The organism is Arthrobacter sp. Y3223151 (assembly GCF_059091125.1).
On record NZ_JBNHGI010000001.1, the window covers coordinates 430475 to 453707 of the forward strand.

The 23233-nt window shown below is 62.3% G+C and carries 22 protein-coding genes; 14 read left to right on the top strand and 8 right to left on the bottom strand.

Translation table 11 applies throughout. The features are described from left to right. Positions 1-239: 239 nt before the first annotated feature. The 7 genes from AC5RUP_RS02090 to AC5RUP_RS02120 are packed head-to-tail and all read left to right on the top strand — an operon-like array spanning position 240 to position 8167. Positions 240-1970 carry an FAD-dependent oxidoreductase gene (locus AC5RUP_RS02090; protein ID WP_494153094.1) on the top strand — a complete coding sequence of 577 codons (1731 nt, stop codon included), beginning with the start codon at positions 240-242 and terminating at the stop codon, positions 1968-1970. Beyond that, positions 1967-3601 carry an AMP-binding protein gene (locus tag AC5RUP_RS02095; protein WP_494153093.1) on the top strand — a complete coding sequence of 545 codons (1635 nt, stop codon included), beginning with the start codon at positions 1967-1969 and terminating at the stop codon, positions 3599-3601. The genes AC5RUP_RS02090 and AC5RUP_RS02095 overlap by 4 nt, the downstream gene beginning before the upstream one ends. Next, positions 3598-4029, top strand: a complete 432-nt coding sequence (locus AC5RUP_RS02100; RefSeq protein ID WP_494158233.1) for a Zn-ribbon domain-containing OB-fold protein — start codon at positions 3598-3600, stop codon at positions 4027-4029. Before AC5RUP_RS02095 ends, AC5RUP_RS02100 begins: the two co-directional genes overlap by 4 nt. Beyond that, positions 4026-5207, top strand: coding sequence for a thiolase family protein (locus AC5RUP_RS02105; protein WP_494153091.1), 1182 nt, complete (start codon positions 4026-4028; stop codon positions 5205-5207). The genes AC5RUP_RS02100 and AC5RUP_RS02105 overlap by 4 nt, the downstream gene beginning before the upstream one ends. A 2-nt stretch (positions 5208-5209) precedes the next feature. After that, positions 5210-6316 (top strand): NADH:flavin oxidoreductase/NADH oxidase, encoded by a 1107-nt coding sequence (locus AC5RUP_RS02110; protein ID WP_494158234.1) that lies wholly within the window; start codon positions 5210-5212, stop codon positions 6314-6316. Positions 6317-6356: 40 nt separating this feature from the next. Beyond that, positions 6357-7685, top strand: coding sequence for an SLC13 family permease (locus tag AC5RUP_RS02115; protein ID WP_494153089.1), 1329 nt, complete (start codon positions 6357-6359; stop codon positions 7683-7685). Between the two features lie 50 nt (positions 7686-7735). Then, positions 7736-8167: a nuclear transport factor 2 family protein gene (locus AC5RUP_RS02120; RefSeq protein ID WP_494153088.1), complete on the top strand. Its 432-nt coding sequence runs from the start codon at positions 7736-7738 to the stop codon at positions 8165-8167. Between the two features lie 759 nt (positions 8168-8926). Here AC5RUP_RS02120 and AC5RUP_RS02125 read toward each other — a convergent pair. Both AC5RUP_RS02125 and AC5RUP_RS02130 read right to left on the bottom strand, forming a co-directional pair. Further along, positions 8927-9136 (bottom strand): helix-turn-helix transcriptional regulator, encoded by a 210-nt coding sequence (locus AC5RUP_RS02125; protein WP_494153087.1) that lies wholly within the window; start codon positions 9134-9136, stop codon positions 8927-8929. Further along, a complete protein-coding gene (locus AC5RUP_RS02130) occupies positions 9133-9447 on the bottom strand; it encodes a hypothetical protein (RefSeq protein WP_494153086.1) in 315 nt (104 codons plus the stop codon). The genes AC5RUP_RS02125 and AC5RUP_RS02130 overlap by 4 nt, the downstream gene beginning before the upstream one ends. A 227-nt stretch (positions 9448-9674) precedes the next feature. Here AC5RUP_RS02130 and AC5RUP_RS02135 point away from each other — a divergent pair, with 227 nt between their 5' ends. Next, positions 9675-9944, top strand: coding sequence for a transcriptional regulator (locus AC5RUP_RS02135; RefSeq protein ID WP_494153085.1), 270 nt, complete (start codon positions 9675-9677; stop codon positions 9942-9944). A 187-nt stretch (positions 9945-10131) separates the two neighbouring features. Here the strand turns inward: AC5RUP_RS02135 and AC5RUP_RS02140 are convergent, their stop codons facing one another. Then, on the bottom strand, positions 10132-10299 hold the full coding sequence (locus tag AC5RUP_RS02140; protein ID WP_494153084.1) for a hypothetical protein: 168 nt from the start codon (positions 10297-10299) through the stop codon (positions 10132-10134). Positions 10300-11487: 1188 nt separating this feature from the next. On the opposite strand from AC5RUP_RS02140, the gene AC5RUP_RS02145 reads away from it, so the two are divergent. Next, positions 11488-12642, top strand: a complete 1155-nt coding sequence (locus AC5RUP_RS02145; protein WP_494153083.1) for an ImmA/IrrE family metallo-endopeptidase — start codon at positions 11488-11490, stop codon at positions 12640-12642. A 2-nt stretch (positions 12643-12644) separates the two neighbouring features. Beyond that, positions 12645-13109, top strand: coding sequence for a DUF4411 family protein (locus tag AC5RUP_RS02150; RefSeq protein ID WP_494153082.1), 465 nt, complete (start codon positions 12645-12647; stop codon positions 13107-13109). Positions 13110-13119: 10 nt separating this feature from the next. On the opposite strand, the gene AC5RUP_RS02155 is transcribed toward AC5RUP_RS02150, so the two are convergent. After that, positions 13120-13989 carry a DUF6602 domain-containing protein gene (locus tag AC5RUP_RS02155; protein ID WP_494153081.1) on the bottom strand — a complete coding sequence of 290 codons (870 nt, stop codon included), beginning with the start codon at positions 13987-13989 and terminating at the stop codon, positions 13120-13122. Between the two features lie 313 nt (positions 13990-14302). Between AC5RUP_RS02155 and AC5RUP_RS02160 the strand changes: the two genes are divergently transcribed. Then, positions 14303-15451 carry a hypothetical protein gene (locus AC5RUP_RS02160; RefSeq protein WP_494158235.1) on the top strand — a complete coding sequence of 383 codons (1149 nt, stop codon included), beginning with the start codon at positions 14303-14305 and terminating at the stop codon, positions 15449-15451. Here the strand turns inward: AC5RUP_RS02160 and AC5RUP_RS02165 are convergent. Further along, positions 15438-15599 (bottom strand): hypothetical protein, encoded by a 162-nt coding sequence (locus AC5RUP_RS02165; RefSeq protein WP_494153079.1) that lies wholly within the window; start codon positions 15597-15599, stop codon positions 15438-15440. The genes AC5RUP_RS02160 and AC5RUP_RS02165 overlap by 14 nt on opposite strands. A gap of 261 nt (positions 15600-15860) precedes the next feature. Between AC5RUP_RS02165 and AC5RUP_RS02170 the strand changes: the two genes are divergently transcribed. The 3 genes from AC5RUP_RS02170 (at position 15861) to AC5RUP_RS02180 (ending at position 19945) form a co-directional block, all read left to right on the top strand. Further along, complete coding sequence (locus tag AC5RUP_RS02170; RefSeq protein WP_494153078.1) at positions 15861-16499, top strand: DUF8453 domain-containing protein; 639 nt, start codon at positions 15861-15863, stop codon at positions 16497-16499. A gap of 30 nt (positions 16500-16529) precedes the next feature. Next, complete coding sequence (locus tag AC5RUP_RS02175; RefSeq protein WP_494153077.1) at positions 16530-17114, top strand: hypothetical protein; 585 nt, start codon at positions 16530-16532, stop codon at positions 17112-17114. A 704-nt stretch (positions 17115-17818) separates the two neighbouring features. After that, positions 17819-19945: a calcineurin-like phosphoesterase C-terminal domain-containing protein gene (locus AC5RUP_RS02180; protein ID WP_494153076.1), complete on the top strand. Its 2127-nt coding sequence runs from the start codon at positions 17819-17821 to the stop codon at positions 19943-19945. A gap of 45 nt (positions 19946-19990) precedes the next feature. On the opposite strand, the gene AC5RUP_RS02185 is transcribed toward AC5RUP_RS02180, so the two are convergent. From AC5RUP_RS02185 to AC5RUP_RS02195, 3 genes are read right to left on the bottom strand one after another with little or no spacing between them, the layout of a single operon-like run. Next, the gene (locus AC5RUP_RS02185) at positions 19991-21094 is read right to left on the bottom strand and encodes a zinc-binding dehydrogenase (RefSeq protein ID WP_494153075.1); all 1104 of its coding nucleotides are present in this window, start codon (positions 21092-21094) and stop codon (positions 19991-19993) included. Continuing rightward, positions 21091-22107 carry a Gfo/Idh/MocA family protein gene (locus tag AC5RUP_RS02190; RefSeq protein ID WP_494153074.1) on the bottom strand — a complete coding sequence of 339 codons (1017 nt, stop codon included), beginning with the start codon at positions 22105-22107 and terminating at the stop codon, positions 21091-21093. The genes AC5RUP_RS02185 and AC5RUP_RS02190 overlap by 4 nt, the downstream gene beginning before the upstream one ends. Next, on the bottom strand, positions 22104-23231 hold the full coding sequence (locus tag AC5RUP_RS02195; protein WP_494153073.1) for a glycosyltransferase: 1128 nt from the start codon (positions 23229-23231) through the stop codon (positions 22104-22106). The genes AC5RUP_RS02190 and AC5RUP_RS02195 overlap by 4 nt, the downstream gene beginning before the upstream one ends. Positions 23232-23233: the final 2 nt, after the last annotated feature.

Here is a 23233-nt window from a genome sequence, read left to right on the forward strand (position 1 = left end):
GAACCCAGAGAGTCGCCTGTTCCAGACTCACGTGCTTTTGCCCTGCGTTTGGCCGGGTGTCAGTCAAATCTGTGAAGAACCAAAGTAATACACACATTGACAACCCTTTGGATATAGTTCAGACTCGACGTAAATTCTTGTGGCCCACCCCACACTCGCAGTGTGAGGTACGTGTTCTTACCACTCCCATAGGCGGGTGGTAAGAACACGGCGGCAGAACCTTCAGGAGGAATCAGCTCATGTATTACCAATGGGAACAGTTCGCCGTTTCAGCGGTGGACCCCACCGACGAGGACGTCATCCACGATGTGGCCATCGTTGGCGGAGGCCCCGTGGGACTGTCCCTGGCCGTATCGCTGCGCAATCAGGGCCTGGACGTCATCGTCCTTGAAGCTAGGACGCAGGTGTCCGATGGAAGCCGTGCGATCACCATGAATCGGGAGAGCCTCGGCTTCTTCTCCCAGATTGGCGTAGCCAACGACTACCTGAAAATGGCCCAGATACGGCAGCGCAGCATCGTCCTTCATGGCAACGAGGAACTCTGGCGTACTGAGTTCCTCCCTGAAGAAAACGAGCGGTGGCCCTCGCTGGCCCTGCTGCAACAGTGTTGGCTGGAAGACATCCTGATTGGCAAACTGGGCGACGATGCCAAAGACATCATCAGATGGGGGCATTCGGTAACGGACGTTTCCCAACAGGATGATTCGGCGACTGTCCAGGTCGAAGTGCAAGGACATACCTACCAGACCCGGGCCCGCTATGTCGTTGGGGCGGACGGCGCCCGGGGCATCACACGCAAGTCGCTGAACCTTGAATACCGGGAAATCATCCCCAAGCGGGGTGCGGATACAAACTTCGTGATCTGCGACTTCACCATGGACCACCCCTTGGAGTCCGGGCGCCGCCTGTTCATCGGCCCGGACTACGCCCCCAATTCAATTTCGCTGTTCCATTCGCAGCCGTTCGATGTCTGGAGACTGGACTACGAGGTGCCGGGCGGATTAACGCCCGAAGAAGCCGCGACGCCCGAGGCCGCCGAATCCAGGGTGCGCCAACACTTGGCAATGATGGGCATCGACGCCGATCCGGAGATTCTCTGGGTCACGACGTATCGGGCCATGGGGCGCACCCTCGACAGCTACCGTCACGGCCGGGTCCTGTTCGTTGGAGACGCGGCACACCAATCCCCCATCTTCGGTGGTCGCGGCCTGAACATGGGATTCGGCGATGTCAACGCCCTGGCCTGGCGGCTTCCGCTGGCGCTAGCCGGCGAATCAATCCAGCTCGATCACTACTCAAGGGAACGCACCTACGTCGTTCGACGCATGCTCCAGGCCTTGACCCCGGTATGCCTGTTCATGACCAGCGCCGACGAACAATCCCGGCTCCTTCGCCGTGCGGTCATGGACCTGCTTCCTGAAGTACCACGGCTAAAGGAGCTAGTCGATGGTCATGCTGCGGCCCAGGTCTCCGAATTTCCCCTCGACGACGCAAATCCCGGTGGCAGCGGTCGCCCCTTGCGGGAACTAGTGGTGGCCACAGCTTCACAGGAATCGAAGTATCTGAGTGAGTTGCTCCCGAAAGGGCACTTCAGCATCACAATGATGCCTGGCCTAACCGGTCCTGACGACATGGTCTCACTGCAACTGCAAAGGATGGAAGCGCCTTCGGGCGGTGAAGCACATGCCGACGAACCGGAACTCCGCGTGGTCCTGGCACCCCGCCAGGCGGTCTCTGAACGCTTGGGGCTGAACGCCGCGGGCGATGTCCTCTACGGACGCCCTGACAGGATTGTCACTTCGGTCTCCCGTCCGGATCACAAATCCCTGGACGGTCTACCTTTGACGGATCTGCAGCACGCTTTCGTCCGCTTGTCCCGGCTCATGGCCTCCGAGGAGGGCCGGCACCTGGAGCCGCCCGTGATCCGCACGATGCTCCGAGATTCAGTTTTGGAAGGGGCCGAAAAATGACGTCGACCCCGTCAACGGTGGCACATCTTGACGACCTGCATCTCGGCTTCGATTTCGACGAGCTCACCCTATTCAATGCGTTGTCTGCCCGCGCCGCGGCGGACCCCGACAAGGTCTTCCTGGTGGACCTGGACACCGGTGCCGAATACACCTATGGCCGGATAATCCACGAGTCGGTCCTTTATTCGCAGTGGATGCAACAGAACGGAATGGGTCCCCGGACGCACGTTGCCGTCCAGTTGCCCAACGGGGTAGAACACATCCTGACCTATGTGGCGCTGAGCCGGCTCGGAGCTGTAGCAATTCCGCTCAATACCCAGGCTAAAGACGACCTGCTGGCCTACTACCTGTCGAACTCTGATGCCGCATTCCTCCTGCACGATGCCAACAACCCCTCCGCGGCCGTCACCGCCCGCAGGGAGAACGTCACTCCCATCGGGTTCTCCGGCCCCTGGATGGATTCCCCGACACCGTCGGGGACCCCAGGAGTTTCCCACGAGGAAATCTGTGCGGCCGGCGACCAGCAGGGGACGCCTGTGGAGATGGTTGACCCCACACAGCTCGGCTACATCAATTACACCTCGGGGACTACGGGTCCCTCGAAGGGCGTGATGATGACTCATGTTCGGGCGATGCTATGGGGGTTCAGCCATGTAATCTCGTTTGGCTACGAGTCCACGGATCGGGTCTACATATGCTTGCCCCTGTTCCACGTAAATGCGTTTCAGGGCGCGTTAAACTGCGCCATCGGGGCAGACTCTACCGTCTTCCTGCGCCGTCGCTTTTCGGCCTCGAAGTTCTGGGCGGATATCCGGGACAACTCGATCACCGCAACCAACCTGCTCGGCTCCATGGCCGCAATCCTTTGGAAGCGGGAGCCCGATCCGCACGACGCCGATAACAACCTGCGCATGGTCATGACCGTCCCGCTTCCGGCCTACGCGAAAGACTTCGAGCGCCGGTTCGGGCTCCGCTTCACGTCGGGCTACAGTTTGACCGACTACGGGCCGAGCCACGCATACACGCTGAATGATCCTCCGGAGAAGCTGGGATCGGCCGGCCGCCTCCGCCCAACCATGGACGCGAAGATCGTCGATCAGCGCGACCTTGAGGTCGGCGTCGACGTCAAGGGTGAACTGCTGATCCGGACGAATGCCCCGTGGAACGAATCGAGCGGATATTACGGCATGCCAGACAAAACCTTGGAGAGCCGGCGCAACGGCTGGTTCCACACCGGTGACCTCTGCCGCATCGACGCCGACGGCTACATGTGGTTTGAGGACCGGCTGAAAGACGTCATCCGGCGCCGTGGCGAAAACATCTCCGCTTTCGAGCTGGAATCCCTGGTTTCCTCTTTGAACGGGGTTCGGGACGTGGCCGCCATAGCCGTCCCCTCAGAGTTGGAGGAAGACGAGATCGCCCTGTATGTCGAGTGCCTGGATAATTCTTCCGCCGGCATCGCCGCATTGCAGGTCCAGTGCGAGGCACGGCTGCCGCGCTATATGCATCCCGAGTTTTACATTCCTCTACCCTCGCTTCCCCGCAATGCCAGCCACAAGATTGAGAAGTTCAAGCTCAAGGAACACTTCTCTTCGCTGGGCAACAAGCAGCAGTTTAGGAGGTTGCCGTGACTGTTCACGAGTGGGCGCACGGCCGCCGTGCGCCCGGCGTGACTGCCGAAACCAGGGACTATTGGGAGGGCGGCGCCCAAGGTGAGCTTCGCATTCAGCATTGCAGTGCATGCAGCATCTGGCAGCACCCGCCGAGCCCGGTGTGCCGGACCTGCCACGGACGGTCGAACCTCAGTGCCCGAGCGGTCAGCGGTGTGGGGCACGTGGCTTCCTGGACCCAGAACAACCAGCCGTGGTACCCCGGCCAACCAGTGCCCTTCCGGATTGGCTATGTCGAATTGATTGAGCAGCCCGGCCTGTTCGTCTTCGGCGGCCTCAGCGGGTTCAACGACACGGACCCCATCGGCCGGGCGGTGGAGACGTTGTTCCATCAGCAGGGCTCAGCCTGGCTGCCGGTCTTTCGCATCAACGAAAAAACAGAACAATGATCTCAGAACGTAACATCGCCGTCACCGGCATCGGGCTGTCTGAAGTGGGGCGCCCGGCGCAGTCCAGCGCACTCAGCCTCACCGTCGACGCGGCCCTTGAAGCAGTCACAGACGCGGGGCTGAACGTGGCCGACATCGACGGAATCTCGACCTACCCCGGGGCGTCGAACACCGGTCCGGGCTTTGCCCCCGTTGGCGCACAGGACCTGCGGCTCGCGCTGGGAATGGACGTCAGCTGGTATTCTTCCGCCGCACTGGACTCTCCCAGTCAGTTCAGCGCCATCGTCAATGCCATTGGCGCCATTTCCGCCGGACTGGCCCGACACGTCCTGGTATTCCGCACCGTCTCGGAGGCCACTTCCCGGCTTCGCGACAAACAGCGTCAGACCTGGGCCGGGACGTCGGACGAAATTTGGGGATTCTGGGAGTGGACCGCGCCCTATGGGATCGAATCGCCCGTCCCGTGGTACGCAACGTACGCGCAACGGTACATGCACGACCATGGGCTGACGGAGAAACAACTGGGTGCTTTGGCCGTCAACGCCCGCAATATGGCCGCAGGCAATCCGGCGGCCATCTACCGGGATCCACTGTCGATGGAGGACTACCTGGCGAGCAGGGTCATCTCCTGGCCGCTTCGACTTTACGATTGCGACGTGCCGGTCGACGGCTCGGTGGCTTTCGTCCTGTCAAAGGTGGACGACGCACGCCACCTCAACAGGCCGCCCCTCCGTTTCGAAGCCATCGGCACCGCCATGGGGTCCGGCGGGCTCCGGGACCCGCTGAGCCTTTCCTCCTTTGGCGCGGAGAAGGCCGCAGCAATGCTATGGGAACGGTCCCGAGTCCCCAGGAGCGCAGTCAGGGTGGCCGAGATCTACGACGGCATGAGTATTCTCACCGTTCACTGGCTCGAGGCCTTGGGCTTCTGCCCCCCCGGCGCCGTCGGCCCCTTCATCGAAGGCGGGCACAACATCGGCTTGGCAGGCGAACTCCCCCTGAACACAGGTGGAGGCCAGCTCTCCGCCGGCCGTCTACATGGACTCGGCCACCTACACGAAGCTTGCATCCAATTATGGGGCCGCGGCGGAGCCCGCCAGGTCCCCAACGAACCAGACGTAGCTGCCATCAGCATGGGTGCCTACGGGCTCGGCTGTGCACTGCTCATGAGGGAGGACTAAGAGTGGCCCACCTATTTGACCCTATCCACATCGGTACGGCGGAGCTACCGAACCGCATCGTGATCCCACCGATGTGCCAGTACTCGGCCACGGACGGGCTGGCCTCCGACTGGCACCTCATTCATGTTGGCAGCCTCGCCCTTTCAGGTGCCGGGCTGCTCATCATGGAGGCAACCGCAGTCGCCCCGGAAGGCCGCATCACGCATGACTGTCTGGGGCTGTGGCGGGATGACCAAGCAAAGGCTCTCGAGGCACTCGTCAAATCCGTCAAGGCAAACTCAAACATCCGCCTTGGCATCCAGCTGTCGCATGCCGGCCGCAAGGCCTCTTCACATAGTCCTCGAACATCCCGGTCCGGGCCACTAGGCCCCGGCCAGTCCTGGCCAACCATCGGCCCCAGCCCGGTACCCGTCTCCGACCGGTGGCCAACGCCGCATCCGATGACCGAGGCAGACATGGACCGAATCGTCACTCAGCATGTAGCGGCGGCCAACCGTGCTGTTGAGGCGGGGTTCGATCTCATCGAGCTGCACGCTGCCCATGGATACCTGCTGAGTTCGTTCCTATCGCCCCTGGCCAATCAACGTTCGGACGCCTACGGCGGCCTTTACAACAACCGTGCACGCTTCCCCCTTCGGGTATTCGAGGCCGTGCGGGCGTCCGTTCCAAAGGACGTGGCAGTCGGCGTCCGGATCAACGGAACGGATTGGGCTGAAGGCGGAATCACCCCGGACGAGGCCTGCAGCTTCGCCGGTGACCTCGAGGCCCGGGGCGCCGACTACATTCACGTCAGCTCCGGGGGGAACGTACGGGGAGAGATCCCTTTATCCCCCGGTTACCAAGTGCCGGCCGCCGAGCTGATCCGCTGCCGGGTCAGCATTCCCGTGATCGGCGTGGGGCTGCTCAACGATCCCCGTTTCGCCAATGAACTCATCAGCCGCGGGTCCGTGGACCTCGTCGGCATCGGACGCGGACACCTCCACAATCCGCACTGGGCGTGGACAGCGGCGGAGGACCTCGGGCACACATTAGAGGTCCCCTACCAATACTCCCGAGCCCGCCTTAGCACTTTCGAGCCCCCAAAGTCCTGGAGCCACCTGGCTCGATAAGCCAATAAACCCACACCTATCCACCCATATCGGAGGACTCATGCTCATCCTTCTGGCAGTCGTCATGCTGCTGGCGATCTTCGTGATCGCGTCAGTATGGAAAATCAACATGGGATTGTTGATGCTGTTCGCAGCATCAGTAATTGCTTTCCTTGGCAACGTATCCGCCGAAGTCATCGGCGAGTCATTTCCCAGCGGGACTTTCATCCTCATCGCCGGGATCACGTATTTCTTCGTAGTAGTGGAGTCCAGCGGAACGATGGACTACATCGTCGACTCGCTACTGCGGCTGGTGCGAGGATCGGTCGCGGTGGTTCCGTTCCTGTTCTTCGGCCTGGCCGCGGCCACCACGGCGATCGGAGCCTACCCGCCGGCCGTAGCGGCACTGATTGTTCCCGTGGCCATGCGACTGGCCAGGGATCACGGAATCAACCGTTTCCTCATGGCCATCATGGTGATCCATGGCATTCTGGCCGGAAACTTCGGCCCCCTTGCCACGCCCGGCGTGTTTACTGCAAAGGTGCTCACTGATGCAGGAATCGACCCGATCATCATGCAGCTGTTCCTGAGTCATCTGTTGGTCAACGCCGTCGTCGCCACTGTCGCCTACCTCGCCTTTGGAGGAATGAAGCTTGTACGTGCCAAGCGAATTGTCATGGCGAAGCCCGAGCTGGTCACTGTGGGCGCAGGAGGAGCGCACTCGGCTTCCATCGCCTCCCGGGGGTCCGGCGGCGAAGGCGAACAGGATGCCGCGGGGACCGGCGCAAAGCTGGCACATCCCCGGCCCAACCGGTATCAGCTGGCCACAATCACGGCTCTGATCGCATTGGTCGTGCTGGCTCTGGGCCTCGGATGGGATATCGGATACACAGCCCTGGGCCTCGGCCTCGCCTTGACCCTGTGCTTCGAACGCAAGGACAACTCCTTCGTTGGCAAGATGCCCTGGGGTGTCATCCTCATGCTGGCAGGCGTTCTGGTGTACTTCGGCGTGCTGACGGAGATCGGCGCTGTCGATGCCATCAGCAACTTGCTGGCGAGCATGGGCTCTGACGTCGCCTCCGTCCTGGCACTGTCATTCCTCAGCGGCATCATCTCGGCCTTCGCGTCATCGATCACCACCATCGGGGCATCTTTGCAGCTGGCCACCCCGCTAATCGGTCCCGAGATGAGCACCCTGTCAGTTGTCGGGCCGGTGACCATCTCCTCCACGATCGTTGACGCAAGTCCCATTGGCATCATCGGGGCGCTTTCACTCGCCTCCGTTGAAACCGAAGCCCGCCCGAAACTCATGCGATCCATGCTGCTCTGGGCTGGCGCAATGGTCCTGCTGGGCCCGCCGTTGGCCTGGCTCGTTCTCACCGTCCTGTAGAGACGATGCAGGAACGAACGACATGGCAGGCACAATTTCTCAGGAGCGACATGATTACTGATTTCCGCGGAACTGCCGCTACGACCGACGATGTCGTGGCCACACATCAGCTCTACGGTTTCCAGAGTCATGCCATTGATTCCGGAGACGCCCTAGGGTGGGCGGCCACGTTCACAAAGGACGGAATTTTCAGCTCTCCGACCTACCCGGCACCTGCCGAGGGCCGGAGGGCCTTGACCAGGTTTGCCGAACAATTCGCGGCAGACTGCCGCCTGAACAATCAAGTCCTCCGCCACGTGGTCACCAACATGCAGGTGAAACGGATGTCGGGCGATTCCCTCAAGTGTCTCGCCTACCTGCAAATCATCGGCACGAAGGCGGGCCAGCCGCCACAACTGCATAGGATCACTGTGATTGAGGATGACCTGGCCCGCACGTCAGAAGGCCTGCTGGTAGCTTTCCGACGAGTGCGGCCAGACTAATCAGCGGCTCCATGCCAGGGCCATTGGGACATCGCGCAGGAACTGTCCGTAAACCATGAAACAGTAACTGCGTTGGGGGCAACCAGCACACCTTGATGGAACCAGCCGGCTTCATCGGAGGACCCGATCAACTCGACAGCGTTACAACGTTGCCGGGACGTGAAACGGGCTGGTGTAGGAACGTCGAACCCTGCCTGATGAAGTTCAGCCGCCTAGGCGGAAGAGATCGAGTAGTACGTCACCACGGACAAACGAGGCGGTACAGGTGGGTAACGTCTCCCCCGCAGCATTGTTTCCGGCATAAATGAGTGGGGCCCGCGCGGCGGGCCCCACTTTCTATTCTCGAGAGCCCTGGAATATCTTCGCCGCGGTTGGCATGTCCCGCACGGTCCTGGCTCCTACGAACTCGAGGCAGGCCAATGGGCCAACGCCCCTGCTGCATCGGCCCGACGGCGCGGGATCAGCGCTGGGAGTTCGGCAGTAGCTGGGTGCACTAGACATGCATTGGCGCCATGGCGTTTCGAGATCTTCCGGGGACCCGCCATTCGGCTCATGGTCAACTAACACGTCAGGCTAGAGCACACGCCTATCTGACGTCAGATAGGGAGCTGGATTAGTGCCCAAAAGGGTCTGATTTCCTTTTCTTTGACATGTCTCAGCGATGGTTTAGGCCTCAACCTGACAGCGAGACATAGAGGCCGGGTAGTGGGTGTTTCCAGATCTGCGAGGCATCTTCCCTGCGGATACTTCAGTCCGGCATCAGCAGGAGATGTCCTCGTCGTCAGGTATGAAGATGGACTCGATGGGTTGGGCGAAGAGCCGGGCGATGCGGAAGGCCAGCGGCAGCGCGGGGTCGTAGCGGCCCGTTTCGAGAGCGTTGACCGTCTGGCGCGAAACGCCGAGCCGATCGGCCAGTGCCCCCTGGGTCAGTCCGTGGCCCTCTCGCAGCGTCTTAAGGTTGTTCTTCATCGCCGTCCCAGGACGGCACCGGTGGCGAGCCACCCGAGCATCCCCGCGCCGTAGATGATCCACCCCGTTCCGGTCAGACCGAGTCCGGCGATCTCGAGGAAGGCCAGGGTGATGGACGCGATCATGGCCACGGCGAATCCCCCGCCGAGCCCCTGCAACAGTAGGAACCGTTGGTAGTCGTCAATCCGCCGCACGTGGCGCAGGACGGCCCGCACGATCCACAGTGCGGGGATCACCGGCAGGACCGCCCAGACGAATCTCCAGGGGCTGCCGCCATCCAGGCCTCCCCAGAGCAGCACGGCGGTGAGCACGACCGCGTACGCGGCGATGCCCGGCCAGAAGTCGAGATGATAGGCGCGGGCAGAGCCCGGTCGCCCTCGCTGCGGTCACTTCTGTCAAGTTTGCTTGTCATACTCTGATCTTGCCGTGGACCTCTTATGGTGTCAAGGATACTTGTCACCAGCCGCAGCGCACGGTCACTTCTGCTTGTGCGACTTCAAAGGGGCAAAGGCACGCAACGCCCGTCACGCATCGCCCAGTGATCAAACGCTCGGTTCCTGGCTGGATCCCCACGGAGCGTCTCGATTTTGCGGTTCTCCGGACCGCGGTGGATGTCTCGGACGCCACCCTGTCCAAGCATGTGAAGACGCTGGTCGCCTCCGGCTACGTCGTCTCCCACAAAGCAGCATCCGCGGACCGCGGCGATGCGCGCCGGATCACGTGGCTATCACTCTCCCCGACCGGAAGGCGCGCATTCGACGCCCATGTACGGGCCCTCCAAGAGATTGCCGGCACAGCAATAATCTGATCCTGTCCCGTTAAAGGCCTCGTTGGGCCTGATCGAGAATTACCTGCGTGAGACGAATTGATAAGACAGGACAATTCCTGGCAATACCTGGATCAAAGCAAGCCGTAGACCAACCGCCGGCCGTCTTATCTAACAAGGGGTCGTTAGATAAGACGGCCGGCGGCGTCTTCTTGGGAAGAATTGACCTCTACCTGCAGGACCCCTCAACTTCGGTCCCTGCATCCGTGGTCTCCGATCGGCGCCTGTCGGCTGCCAGGATCCCATCTCGGACGGCGGCTTTGATGACTCCGTAGAGGATGTAAAAAAAGATGGCCGCAGAAACCACGTAGAGGACCAGGCCAGTGACGTTACCCATGCATCGAGCCTAGTCGGAGGCGTCAGCACCATGATGAAATGACCCGTCTCCTTCCTCAGAAGGGGCGCCCGACTTTCGCACTCGGCCTGTGACGCTCGGACCGCCACACTCGGTAGGGGGGTCAAAAGTCAGCAGGCCGAAAACGAAACAGTCGTTTTTGGCCCTGGGTAGATGCAACACCAAACCCGCTCGACCCAAGGACCTTTGACGAGACGAGCGGCCCGCTCATGGCTGGTAGCTACATCGCAGTCTCCTGATTGACGCAGCCCGTCGTTGAGCAGGTCTTAGACGCAATCGGCATGATATCCCCCTTGATCATTTGCTTCCCGCGCATAAGCCAGACACCAGCTAGGGCTCACCGTTGAGATCACAGGTTATGCGCTCCGTCAGAACGTTTAGCGCCCGCACTCTGAAGCGAAGCCGTGCCTCGCTCGTTTGCGTCCGCTCTCAGTGGTCACTAACGCCTTCTCCCTTATTTTGACTGAATATGATTCCGGCAAGGAGTTCCTACAGCTCGATCTAGGCCATTTCTCGGGTGATCGTGGCGGTCGATCTGACAGGGTCTCAAACGGTCGTTTTTGATGAACCACAACAAGGGTCAGCCGCGATAGCGTGAAGGATGCTTCCTTCTTTGCCTCCGGTCCCAGAGCCGCACGATCTAACTTTCAAGTTTGAAGGCGACAACCACGATATGCGCTGTTTTGCCTTCAAAAACGGACAGGAGGTCGGTTTGATTGCGGCCACTCGATATTCATCCGACGGCCGCTGGCACATCCGCTCCCTCAATAGTTATGACGCGGGCCGAGGCATAGGAACCTGGCTCGTCAATCGCCTGTGGACAAAGCTGGGTTCAGAAGAACTTACGGTCATCCCAGTGAACCAAGGTGAGACTTGGTGGCCTAGATACAAACGCCGACACCCGGGACGCGTTCACCTTTTGCTCGGAAATGACACCATGCCAGATGGGTACTCGCCAAGTTAAGACGTAGTCAAAACGGTTGATATCGACTCAGCCCCAATCGCCCTCCTCGCTGAAAACGTGAACGAGATCCACCGCTCCCCGCTGCTATCCAGGAGCGCACTAAGAAACGGTCACTTTTGATCATGCCGCTTCAAAATGAGGACAAGGGCGGCGAGGCGGAGCGATTTAGAGCTAAACGGTCGGACCGTCGACGTACACTAGCGCCTATGGAAAACGCAGTCATTCAGGGCGACGTCCTTGAGTGGGCGTTGGAAGACGCGGGGGTAGATAGAGAAAAGGTTCTCGCGTCCCTCGATGCCAAAGAAGTCCGGGGCGCGCGACTCTCTGGCCCCATTCCTATCTCACCCGAAGACCTTCAGCGAATTGCCCAAGCGACTCGTCGTTCGACCTACTTCTTCGCCCTCCCAAAGCCCCCGCGGCAGGAGAAAGAATCGGTTGGCGCAAATTTTCGCGCTCCGGCATCGAATGATGGCAAACCAAGACCTCTGAACCCTGACGAACGGGCTGCGGTCCGGCAGGCAAAGCGACGCCAAGACATCGCCGCAAAACTCTCTGCAAGCCTTGAATTTGAGGCCGTCCGACTCATGGGACTGCGACCAAATGAATCACCCCAACACGCCGCGGCGCGCGCAGCCGAGTGGCTTGGTTGGGACCGCAGAACACAGTACACACTGCTGAAGAGCAAAACCAAGGTCTTCGTCGCCCTCCGCGAAGCGCTGGAAGCGCACGGTGTACTCACAAATCTAATCAAGGTAGAGGGCGACTCTTTCCGAGGTTTCGCACTCCATCACTCGCACGCGCCCTTAATCTTCGTTAACGCAGCAGTCAAGAGTCCCGCAGCCCGGTCATTCACACTTCTCCACGAACTAGCCCACCTCCTGCAAGGCGTCGACAAAGCCTGCGGTAAACATGATCTGCAGTCCCGTACCAGCTCCGAATCTTGGTGCAACCGCTTTGCCGCTTCGTTCCTCATGCCTCGATCTGATCTACAGCGCTACATGGAGAAGCAGCTCAAAAAGGACTGGGTTGCAGCAGGAGATGAATATTCGCTGGGGCGTATATCCAACTATTTCAAGGCCAGTTGGTTCTGCGTAGCGATTCGCCTCAAGGAAGAGGGATTCGCTGATGATTCCCTGGTCAAGTACGTTTCTGGGGACTTTCAGGAGCAGGAAAAACCAGGACGCGCTCCCGGAAAAACGCGCGCTCAGAAACGTCTCGCGGAATTTGGTTACGGTTTCGCCCGGCTGGTTGATGCCGGGCTTTCCAGCTCACGCGTTTCTGAGATAGAGGCGCGTAAGCTCTTCCGCCTGAACGGTCCGGAACTTCGCTCCTTGCTGGTCCTCGGTCAGGGGTCCGACTAGACATGGGCGAAGTTTACGTATTGGATAGCTCCGCCATGGAGACGCTCAATTCCTTGGTCATGACCGATCATTCGATCTTCGACAAGTTGGACGAGCTCAATGAAGACGAGGCCATACTGTTTTGCGACACCGTCAAGGAGGAGTGTCGAACGCTGTTTCAAGGCGAAAAAATCGCCGTTTGGGTCAACCCCGTCTGGCGTACTTTTCGTGGACGTGGAGCTGTTGCCTATGCGGACTGCCAGGAGGTGCTTGCCGAGGTTGAAGACCTCTTGGATGACAATCAGGATGAGTCTGAGGCTCAGGCCCTGAGGACGATGGCCTTGGCCTACAAGTGGGCAGAGCACCATAATGTTGTCGTCGTCTCAGATGAGGAGACGACCTTGGAGGATCGGTGCACCGTTAGTGAAGCGTGCGATGCTCTCCAGCTGAAGTGCATGACAGTTGCGGAGTTCCTCGCACGGATCTAAATCTGGCCTGCTACGGCCTCTCGACCAATCCGTCCTCTTGCGGTGGGTAACGAATGTGCTGTTGCTGGATTTTTTCCAGATAGCCAGCCAGCCAGTCTATTTCGGCGTGGTTTCGCTCGCTTAGTGCTTTTAGGGATTCACGAACAAACAAGAGCATGGCGGCACCATGGTCAACTCGCACTTGGTCACCTTTGGGTAAACCAATGGGCTTCCAGGAGCCCGGTCCTGCAGTAGCGGGATCATTGAAAGGATACGTGTCTGATTCTCCAGGGGCCGGTGCGATGGGCATCACGACGCGGTACCCACCATCTGTCGATGGATCAGCCACCCCGAAAACGGCAGAATCATTCACCAGGAAAAACTCAGGCCGATGCTGAGGATCGAGGTCAAAGAACCATTTGGCAATGGTTTTGGGGGTTCCGCCGGCTTTGTGTGCGAAGACAGCGAAAGCTGGAACTTCGCCCGTCGAGCTCTTAAGCTTCCGGTGCTTTTGAACCTTCTTCGCGATGTCGACAACCTCCTCCGACGTAAGAGTAGATTTCACTTCGACGCAGAGCAGCACCGATTCGACCGGGAATAGCATCTCTTCTGTCTGCGCAAAGAGTATGGGGTGAACCGTATTGGAGAGAACCAGGGTATCGATTTGAGGTGACGCCCCACCTTCTGCATCGATAATCTCACCTGTCGCTACCCGGACCGACGGAGGAAGCATTCTCACAAAAAGAGCACCAAAGGAATCCTCGTTGGCACGCCCTCGTTCGCCGTTATGGTTGATGAGCCCCGCCATCTCGCGTGATTCAATGCCAAGACGTTTGGCTACGGCGGCCCAGTAGCGCTGTACCTTTGGCTCACCCGGTTCCTGCTTCACATCACTAGTCACCACTGCACCTTACAAGTTCAGCTCCCGGGGGTGGCACCTTGGCAAGACTCCTAAACGGTGAGAACTACCTCTTAAAGATGCAGGGCCGGCGTATGCCGACCCTGCCGGGTTTGCCTCTGCAAAGGAAATCTATGTTTCAGCGTAGCTGAATTGTTGGTGGCGCTGCCCACGGGCTGGGGATCGTCATTGTTCCTGGTACCGCCGCATCGCCGATCTCGAAGCCGCCGGTGGTTTGAAACCCAGCTGGGATGACCACTGCCGGGAAACGACCGGACAAGCAATTCAAACGACCCCTGAGATGGGATCATGAGGCATGGCCCCTGATCCCATCTCCGCGACCGAGCTCCCTGAGCGAACCTTTACTATTCATGCTCTTGATTCGTACACGTACATGGGTCTGTCAGTCTTGGCTGACTCTCTGGGCTTCAAGCCGGCACATATGCAGAAGCACATCCGCACCCTGCACGACAATCTGGTGCGAAAGTTGGCCGCAGGCGGCATCGACTACTCGACTTTGCGACACGCTCTCACTCCTCAGCGTGGCCGGCATGAGGTCGCATTCGTGTTCGATTCAACAGCCGCCGGCAGCGACTTGTACGGCCATGCGATCTCGCAAGCATGGCTGCCAGCGCTACGCGACCATGGGCCTGCGAAGACCTCAATCCAACTGGGCGACATCCTGCATCTGTCCGCCGACTTTGTCTGGGCCAAGCTAGACGAACTGCTTGTGCGTCGCCAAGATTTTCCCCGCTTGTCGTCGGAACAGTACTACGTGGTGTATCTCACAAACTTGTCTTCCCCGCAGCTCAGCAACCTCGACTCGGCCCTTCAATCGCGTACCGACGCGTATCTCGGCTACGTCGACTGTTCGTCCTGGAACCCACTGAAGGCAGGGATGCTTCTCCCTCAGTTCGGACTCCGTCATGGCAGTGTGATCGTCACGGCTTGTGACGACGAGGGCTATGCCAACCCACCCGGGTATCCGGTCGAGGAGTTCGGCTTTACGGTTCTTGGAATTGACGAGGACTTGTACGGCCCTCTTCTCAGCTACCGTCTCGATAACGGTGTGCCCGAGTGGGCAGATGAGGATAGCGCGATGGCGCTCAGCGTTCTGGGAGGCTCTCGCCGTCCGGCCGTCGAGATGAACCTCATTATTGATGAGTCGCGGATCGAGTATCTGGCAAAGGATCACGCCGGGTCAATGGAAACTGCCGGGCTGAGCGGGCTCGATCGGACGGAGCTTATCAACGCGCTCAGGAGCAAATTCGCCAATAATCTCATCTTCAACTTGCGATTCATCCCTGGGGCACGAGAGGGGGTTCCCGCACCCGAGTTGGACGCGATGATGTTCACCGTTCAAGTTGAGTTCCCCGATAAAGCCACGGCAGCCGTGCGGCGCTATCAGGTTGGTATCAAGTACCTGCCCGCGTCGCATACTGGTGAGCTTGTCACTTTTTACTAAGGATCGCCCCCTGGCCTTGGAAGACGCAGTCGCTTGAGCTGGGCGGGCGCTCGGCCAGCGGCAGTTCCGCAACCTGCTGCTCCAGACCCACGCGCCCGAATGTGCCGTCTGTCTCTTCGATCAGGTGGAAATCCTCGAAGCGGTACACATCATTCCGGACAGCAACGGCGGGCCCTCCTCAGTCGAGAAACGGGTGGCTGCTCTGCCCCAATCACCACCGCGCGCAACTTTAGCCAATGGGCCAGAACCACTCGCCACATCAGTTGGTCAGAACATGAGGCGCCTTGGGCTAGGCGTCAGGCCCCCGCACCTACACCCACAAACCGGAGGACGGATGAGCCGAAGCCTCTGGAGAGTTGAAGGTCAGCCCTACCTCAGGGACCCCCAAACTCGAACCTAGAATCAAGGGATGACCGAGCACACTATTATCTTCCTGACCATGGTTGCGGGTTGGGTGACAGCAGTCGCAACTGGTGGTTTGGTGATTGGAGCGTATGTTGCATGGGACAACGCCCGCGACGCTCTGCGACAGTCCAAAGCGGACAGTATCCGCCAGACGCGCCCCTACGTATACGCGGTCTTAGTGCCAGGACTGTGGGGCGAGGGCACTTGGGATCTCAAAGTACACAACACGGGCCGTAGCGCAGCCCGCGGGTTAACGGTTGATCTCATGGGTTGGCCCGACGAGGACGATCTGATCACAGGGGCGCTCCGGAAACTTTTCGAGGAGGAGCAGATTTTGCCTCCGGGGATTTCATACCGCGTCCTGTGGCGAATCAAGACCGAGTCAGGCTCAGCTACCGGGCCGCTGTCGAACCCTGTAAACGGTATTCCTGGACGAGCCGTCCTCACTTTCAGGTACACGGGCGAGGATCCGGACGAGCCCGAGTACGCAGACACCTACATGCTCAACCCAGACATCATCGAACCGATCACCCCGATGGCATTTTCCGGGCACGAGCCGCCCCGTGAACTAGAACTATCTGACAAGCAGCGTCACAAGATGCTCCAGCATCTAGTCGCCGCAATTGGGGAACTTCGGCGATGAGTGGAAGCCACGGATACTCAGGAGCGGCCCATGCAGTTCAGTGACCAAATGGCTCTGCTGGCCAACATCATCGCCACTGTTGGGGGTCTGGCCGGCCTCGTTTCGCTTGGCATTTCCGTGCGAGCAGAACGTCGGGCCGGAGCAGCTGAAAAGACTGGCGAACGTGCCAAGCAACGTGAACTCTGGAGCGAGCTGATCGTCAGCGTTCAAGCCATTCTGGGAGCCAGCACCGCTCACGTCGAATTCCACCCGCTGCTGGTTCGAGTCAGAACTGCCATGACGGAATTGATCGACGACTACCCAGACCCGCAAGGCGACATCATCGGGCGTTGGCTATCCGCCGAACATCGCGTTCTCAACATCTTGCTTGAACGAGCAATGCTGGACCTCCAAAAAGTCCCCGTGACGATAGAAGCCGTGGAAGCAGCACACCAGCGACCGAATGCGTGGACAACAGCACTTCTGCAAAACCTCCGTGTGGCCCGAAAGCAAGAGATAGGCCCGGAGTTCGAGCGCGAGCTTAGGAAACTAGCAGTGCATGCAGAGAAGACGGAGGAAGAGTTGTGGCCAGGCAGCGAACGGCCGAGTGGGGTGCCCCGCGTCCCAAGTGACTGATCCGGGCAACCAGATCTCCGCTGCCTCAACCCATTAATGTTAATAAGGGTGACCCGAAGTAGGTGATTGATGGAAGGGCCATCTGCGGGAAGAAGAACGATGACCCGCGTGGGCCGCGCAGCGGTCCAGATCGGCGGCCGGAGGGGATGTTTCTATAGACAGGGCAGGTCCTCACCCCGCGGCTTTTAGCCGCCGGCGACCTAAACGCCGATAACAGCGCATATGTTCGTTGGGGTGTCCCCCGGGCGGAATTCTCCGCGTGCACGAACGAACCGACTCCTGCGCGGCGGAACGGGACTGCAGCCACAAGTGTGACGGGATTCGGTGGTAAGAAACTGCATAGGGATGGTTGTTAGTTTGTGGGCAACTCGTCCAAGCGGTGAGCTTGTCTTCCCCAGGCCCAAAGGCGACGTAAGCGGGGTCCGGCGGGTGACATCGCTGTGGGCCTCCGCCGCGCAACGACGGAATGATCAAAAGGCCGGAGACAGGACCGCACAGGCCAATGACGGCGGTACAGGAACACACGGGCGAAAGCGGTGCTGCGAGGTCTAATGATCCGCCCCGGTGCCGACATGGGCACCTCCGCAGGCCAGGCTTTGCCGCCCGTTCACCCGGTCGTGGCGGAACAGGGACCGGTCAGTCATACGGAAGTCCTAGCTTGAGGGATTGCTTCCAACAGCAATCACCTGGCGAAAGGAATCTGTATGTCTTCCCCTGTCTCCCGGCGTCGTCGTGCCCTGACGGGCGGCACCGCCCTGGCCCTGCTGGCACCGCTGGCGTTCTTCGGCGTGCAGATCGCTTCGGCGGATCCGCCGAAGCACTCCGGCGCGGAGGGCAACCCGCCGGCCCATGCCCCCGCCAAGGGTCACCGCGGAGACAAGCCCGTCGATGACGGGGTGGACCCCACGACGTACGTCGGCGGTCCCGACGTCGTCACCGAGGGCGAGACCGGAGGGGATGTCCTGGACGGTGTGGTCTTCGATGACGCCAACCAGAACTCGGTCCGGGATAAGGGCGAGAAGGGCGTCCCGGGGGTGACGGTGTCCAACGGCCGCGAGGTGGTCCAGACCGATGCGGAGGGCCGCTACGAGCTGCCGGCCCGGGACAAGGACACCTTCTTCGTCACCAAGCCCGCCGGCTGGGACACCCCGGTCGATGAGAACAACATCGCGCAGTTCTCCTACACCCACGCCCCCAACGGCACCGCGGAGCAGGAGCTGCGCTTCGGCGGCCTGGAGCCCACCGGGGAACTGCCCGCCGCGGTTAACTTTCCGCTGACCAAGAATCCCTCCTCGGCCGGCGAGGACATACGGTGCCTGGTGCTGGCCGATCCGCAGGCCTACTCCAACCAGGAGATCTCGCATGCACGCAACGGCGCCCTGCGCGAAGCAGCGGCCTATGATGCCGCCGACTGCGGCGCCCTGTTGCTGGGCGACATCGCCGGCGATGACCTGGGCATGTACGACCGGGCGAAGGAGGCCCTGGGTCTGATGGGCATGCCCGTGCGCGCGATCCCCGGCAACCACGACCTGGACTTCGACGCCACGGACGCCCGGTGGTCGTTCGATACCTACCGGCAGCACTGGGGACCGGAGAACTACTCCTACGATGTCGGCGAGGTACACGTGCTGGCGCTGAACAACGTGAAATACCCGTGCACACCCGAGAACGACAACGCCGACGGCAAGCGGCCGGCCTGCGAGGACCCGGCCGGCGCCCCGGCGTACAACGGTCGCCTCGGGGAAGACACCCTGGCCTGGATTAAGAAGGATCTGGCCACCGTGCCCAAGGACAAGCGCGTCGTGGTCGCCACGCACATCCCGCTGGTATCCCACTCCGGCGCCGACAGCGCCCAGCACCAGACCGACGACGTCCGCACACTCTACGAACTCCTCGAAGGACGCGAGGCGTTGTCCCTGTCCGGTCATTCGCACTGGGTCGAGTCGATGGCCGAGGGAGATTCCCTCGGGGCGTGGGAGGAGGCCGTTGGAGTGAAGGCGGTGCCGTTCGACCACATCGTCGCCGGCGCCGTGTCGGGAGACTGGTACGCCGGGGACTACGACGTCGACGGCCAGCCGATGAGCTTCCAGGGCGACGGCGCGCTGCCGGGCTTCTGGACCTTCGACTTCTCCGGCACGGACTACCGGCACGCCTTCCATGCCACCGGCCGGGACGGCGACCAGATGGGCCTGGGCCTGAGCTCCCCGCACTACCGCCACTGGGCGCAGACCCTGATCGACTGGCGCGACGAACACCCCGTCACCTGGGAGAACAAGCACAAGGACGCGGTGCCCCCGCTGACCCTGGGCGATCTCGGGGACCAGAACATGATTACCCGCGACGACCTGGACGGGGGCACCTACCTGACCGCCAACGTCTGGGCCGGCACCACCGACTCCACCGTCACCGTCTCGATTGACGGCTCCGAACCCGTCACCGCGGAGATCACCCAGCCCGCGGCGGGTGAAGAGGTCCGGCGCGGCGTCGAGTGGTCCGACCCGTCCGCGCTGATCCGCCAGCTCACCAGCGCCCGGATGTCCTACCAGTCGACCTCGGGGAACCGGGAGGCCCAGGGCCTGCACCTGTACAACGGCCAGGTCTACGGACCCTCCGCACCGCGCCCGGTGGAAGGCAACCTCGCCGATGGGTCCCCGCACCTGTGGCGCATCCCGCTGTCGGCCGACCTCGAGAACGGCATGCACCTGGCCGAGGTGGCCTGGACCGACCGCTACGGCAACCAACACACCGAGACCCTCGCCTTCGAGATCGTCGACGAACGGCCACAGCAGGGCTTCCGGCTGGACACCTTCGGCGAGGACGTCGTGTGGTGATTCAATGCCGCTTGCGCTAGTCCCGCGGGTGCCTGACAGCCGTGCTCACAGGAACGCCGGGGCTACGGCGAAGACGGCGGTCAGGACGTGCCGTCGGCGGCGGGAGACGTCGTGCATCAGCAGCGGCGCGTCTTCGTAGGGTACGACGTCGGAGATTAGGTGCTTGCGGATCGTGTCACCGTGGGTGCCGAGCAGCTTGATGGTTTCGGCCGAGAGCCGCGCCCGGTCCCATTGTGCCGTGAGGCCGCGCGGCACCCTGCCGATCTGCGCGCAGCGCAGGTTGAGCCCGTTGTGGTGGAATTCCTCGCCCAGCCGCACGGCGTCGGCTCCGCTGGTGTAGAAGGCCAGGTCGATGATGCTGCCCTGCGGGCGTGCCGCGCGGAGGGCGGCGTGGAGCGCCTCGGGGCGACCCCGGCATTGAAAGACGACGTCGGCGCCCCGGTCCCCGGGACCATGGCGCCATCGTGTTTTCAGGATTTTGCCGGGGTCGTCATTCAGGTCGAGGGCCAGGAAGCCCAGCTCTTCGGCCAACTGCCGACGGCGGGCGTCGGAGTCCGCAACGGCGACTTCGCGCGCGCCGAGAGACCGGGCGAACAGGGCGGTGACCAGCCCGATGGGGCCGGCGCCGGTGACGAGCACCAACCGGCCGTCCACCCCGTCACCCAACGCGCGGACCAGGCCGCCGGTTTCATCTGCCGCCGCGTGCAGCAGGCCGTTGGCGCAGATGGGCCCGAAGTGTGCGACGAAGACGCCCAGCAGCGGATCAAGGTCGTCGGGCAGCGGCACCAGATGCTCGCGCAACGGGTCGGCCACATGCGCGGTGGCGTGGCCATAAGCCGTGGCGAGGATGTCCCCCTCGGCGAAGGCCGGAGTGCGGGATTCGGCGACCCGGGCGACCTCCATGTAGCCCAGCCGGCGGATCGGATAGGCGGCCTCGGCTGAGTCCTGCAGGAACAGGCCGAGCTCGTGATCCAGGCGGGACCGCAGCGCGGGGTGGTCGCCCTTGACGAAGGCCAGTTCCGTGCCGGCGGACAGGCCGGTGACGAGGGTTTCGAGCAGGAGCCCGCCGTCGGGGACGTCGGGCAGCCGCTCCTCGACGATCTCCAGGGCTCCTGCCGCAGGAATGACGAGGTTGCGCCGCTTCCTCATGGCGCTGCCCCTGCCGTGGCCGGCCGCTCTTCCGGCAGCTTCACCGGCAGCCCGGTTCGTGCCGATTCGGCAATGGCACAGCCGAGCCGGTGGCTGCGCAGGGCCTCGGCATAGGGTGTGCGGGTGCTTTCCCGTTCGCCGCGGACTGCTTCGATGAATTCCCGGTCGACGGCGATGCGCGGGTCCTCGGCACAGCCCAGGTCCGTGCGCGACGTGCCGTCGAAACTGCTCAGGCCGGCCTCGGACAGCTCAAGGTAGAGGCCTCGACTCACGATGTGCAGGGCCGCGCGGTGCTTGGCGGCCAGCACCGAGGTCGCGGCCAGCGTGGCCACGGTCCCGGTGGCAAAGCGGACGGTGGCCGCGGTGGCGTCGTCGACGTCGTCCGGCTCCGGCCCTGATCCGTCGTCCGGCGGATGCCCGGTCTCCGTGCCGCGGACCCCGGCGGCGTACACCTCGACGGCTTCGCCGAGCAGGAAGCGGGCGGTGTCCAGGACGTGGGTGAGCTGCTCGACCACCTGACCGCCGGAGCGGTCCATGCGCCCCCACCAGGGGACCGGCGGCCGTTTGTCCAGCCAGTAGCCGTTGGCCAGCAGGGCCGGGGCCTCCTCGAGCAGGCCGCGGGCATGTCCGACGGCGTCCATGCAGCGCCAGTGGTAGCCGGTGCCGGTGACCACGCCGGCCGCTTCCACGAGCGCTCCAATTTCCTCCGCGGTTTCCCGGCCCAGGCCGACCGGCTTTTCCACGAACAGCGGCAGTCGCCTGGAAAGCGCGGCCCGTTCGCCCGGCCCGTGCGCGAACGGCGGAACGCACACGTAGACGGCGTCCGCTTCCGTCTGGTCGAGGGCCGTCTCGGGATTGGTGAAGGCGGGGGCGTCCACTTCCCGCCCCAGCTTCTCGGCCGCTGCCGCATGCGCGTCGGTGACGCTGGTGATGCGGGCGCCGAGTTGCTGCAGGACGCCGACGTGCCGGCGCCCGACGGCGCCGGCTCCGATCAGGGCTACTTTCACGCTCATCTGGCCTCCTGGAGGAGTTGGTCGTACAGGCGCAGGTAACTGGCAGCCATCGCCTCGGGTGTCCATGCCGCTGCCGCGTCGATGCAGTCCTGCGGGCGGATACCGTCCAGTTCCTGCAGGAACCGGGCCATTTCCTGCTCGTCGGCGGCGAGGAAGCCGGTGCGGCCGTGGTCCACCAGCGAGGGCAACACTCCCAGCGGTGTCCCCACCACGGGGATGCCGCGGGAGAGGGCTTCCACCACCCCGGTGGCTCCGGGTTCGGCCCACCGGTTGGGGGCCAGCAGCACCCGGGCCGAGCGCAGGACGTGCTCCTTGGCTTCGCCTTCGACCCCGCCGATCCAGCGGTACCGGCCGCCGTCGAGCAGCGGCCGGACCTCTTCCCGGAAGTATCTGGCATCCGGATGGGAGGCCAGGTGGGGGTCCCCTTCGGCCAGCCGGCGGTCCAGCTCGGCCGGGTCGTTGATTCCGGCGACGGGGCCGGCGAGTACCAGCGGCAGGCCCGCCAGGCGGCAGATCCTGAGCGCGGCGTCCTGCCCCTTGTCGCGGGTAATGCGGGCCAGCACCAGGGCATGCCCGGCTTTCTCCGCGTGGACGTCCAGGGCGGGCGGAGCGGCCAGCGGGACGACGCCGATCGTCTGGCGCTGCAGCGCTTTTGGTGCGCGCTCCAGCTGGGACTGCGAGACCGCCGCGAACCGGATGCGGCCGCGGCCGTTGAAGGAAGAATAGAACGCGCGGTGCTTGGCCAGGTCCCAGTGCAGGGTCTGCAGCACCGGCGGCGCAGCCGGTCCCATGGCGGCGAACACCGCCGGTCCCACCACCTCCAGGTGGTCGTGCACCAGGTCCCAGGCGCCGCCGTCGTGCATGGCCTGGACAACGCCCTGCATGTGCGCGTGGGCGATGCCCGAGACCTGGTTGTAGGGCAGGGCGATCGAGGGGAACTGGGGTTCGTCGAGGGGGCACAGGTAGGCGTCGGCCTCGATGGTGCTCGGACCCACCGTGGCGAGGGTGACATGCGCGCCGGCGCGGCGCAGCTCCGGAATCAGGGTGGCGATCACCGTTTCGATGCCCCCGTACCCGCGGGGCGGAACAGGCAACCAGGGGCCGGCGTTGATGAGGATCCGCACGG

Excerpts from the sequence above, each read along its gene's own strand:
- AC5RUP_RS02170 (WP_494153078.1), top strand. The coding sequence starts at position 15,861 with ATGACCGAGCACACTATTATCTTCCTGACCATGGTTGCGGGTTGGGTG.
- AC5RUP_RS02175 (WP_494153077.1), top strand. The coding sequence starts at position 16,530 with ATGCAGTTCAGTGACCAAATGGCTCTGCTGGCCAACATCATCGCCACT.
- AC5RUP_RS02190 (WP_494153074.1), bottom strand. The coding sequence starts at position 22,107 with ATGAGCGTGAAAGTAGCCCTGATCGGAGCCGGCGCCGTCGGGCGCCGG.
- AC5RUP_RS02125 (WP_494153087.1), bottom strand. The coding sequence starts at position 9,136 with ATGAAGAACAACCTTAAGACGCTGCGAGAGGGCCACGGACTGACCCAG.
- AC5RUP_RS02140 (WP_494153084.1), bottom strand. The coding sequence starts at position 10,299 with ATGGGTAACGTCACTGGCCTGGTCCTCTACGTGGTTTCTGCGGCCATC.
- AC5RUP_RS02150 (WP_494153082.1), top strand. The coding sequence starts at position 12,645 with ATGGGCGAAGTTTACGTATTGGATAGCTCCGCCATGGAGACGCTCAAT.
- AC5RUP_RS02160 (WP_494158235.1), top strand. The coding sequence starts at position 14,303 with ATGGCCCCTGATCCCATCTCCGCGACCGAGCTCCCTGAGCGAACCTTT.
- AC5RUP_RS02090 (WP_494153094.1), top strand. The coding sequence starts at position 240 with ATGTATTACCAATGGGAACAGTTCGCCGTTTCAGCGGTGGACCCCACC.
- AC5RUP_RS02115 (WP_494153089.1), top strand. The coding sequence starts at position 6,357 with ATGCTCATCCTTCTGGCAGTCGTCATGCTGCTGGCGATCTTCGTGATC.
- AC5RUP_RS02185 (WP_494153075.1), bottom strand. The coding sequence starts at position 21,094 with ATGAGGAAGCGGCGCAACCTCGTCATTCCTGCGGCAGGAGCCCTGGAG.
- AC5RUP_RS02145 (WP_494153083.1), top strand. The coding sequence starts at position 11,488 with ATGGAAAACGCAGTCATTCAGGGCGACGTCCTTGAGTGGGCGTTGGAA.
- AC5RUP_RS02095 (WP_494153093.1), top strand. The coding sequence starts at position 1,967 with ATGACGTCGACCCCGTCAACGGTGGCACATCTTGACGACCTGCATCTC.
- AC5RUP_RS02105 (WP_494153091.1), top strand. The coding sequence starts at position 4,026 with ATGATCTCAGAACGTAACATCGCCGTCACCGGCATCGGGCTGTCTGAA.
- AC5RUP_RS02120 (WP_494153088.1), top strand. The coding sequence starts at position 7,736 with ATGATTACTGATTTCCGCGGAACTGCCGCTACGACCGACGATGTCGTG.
- AC5RUP_RS02180 (WP_494153076.1), top strand. The coding sequence starts at position 17,819 with ATGTCTTCCCCTGTCTCCCGGCGTCGTCGTGCCCTGACGGGCGGCACC.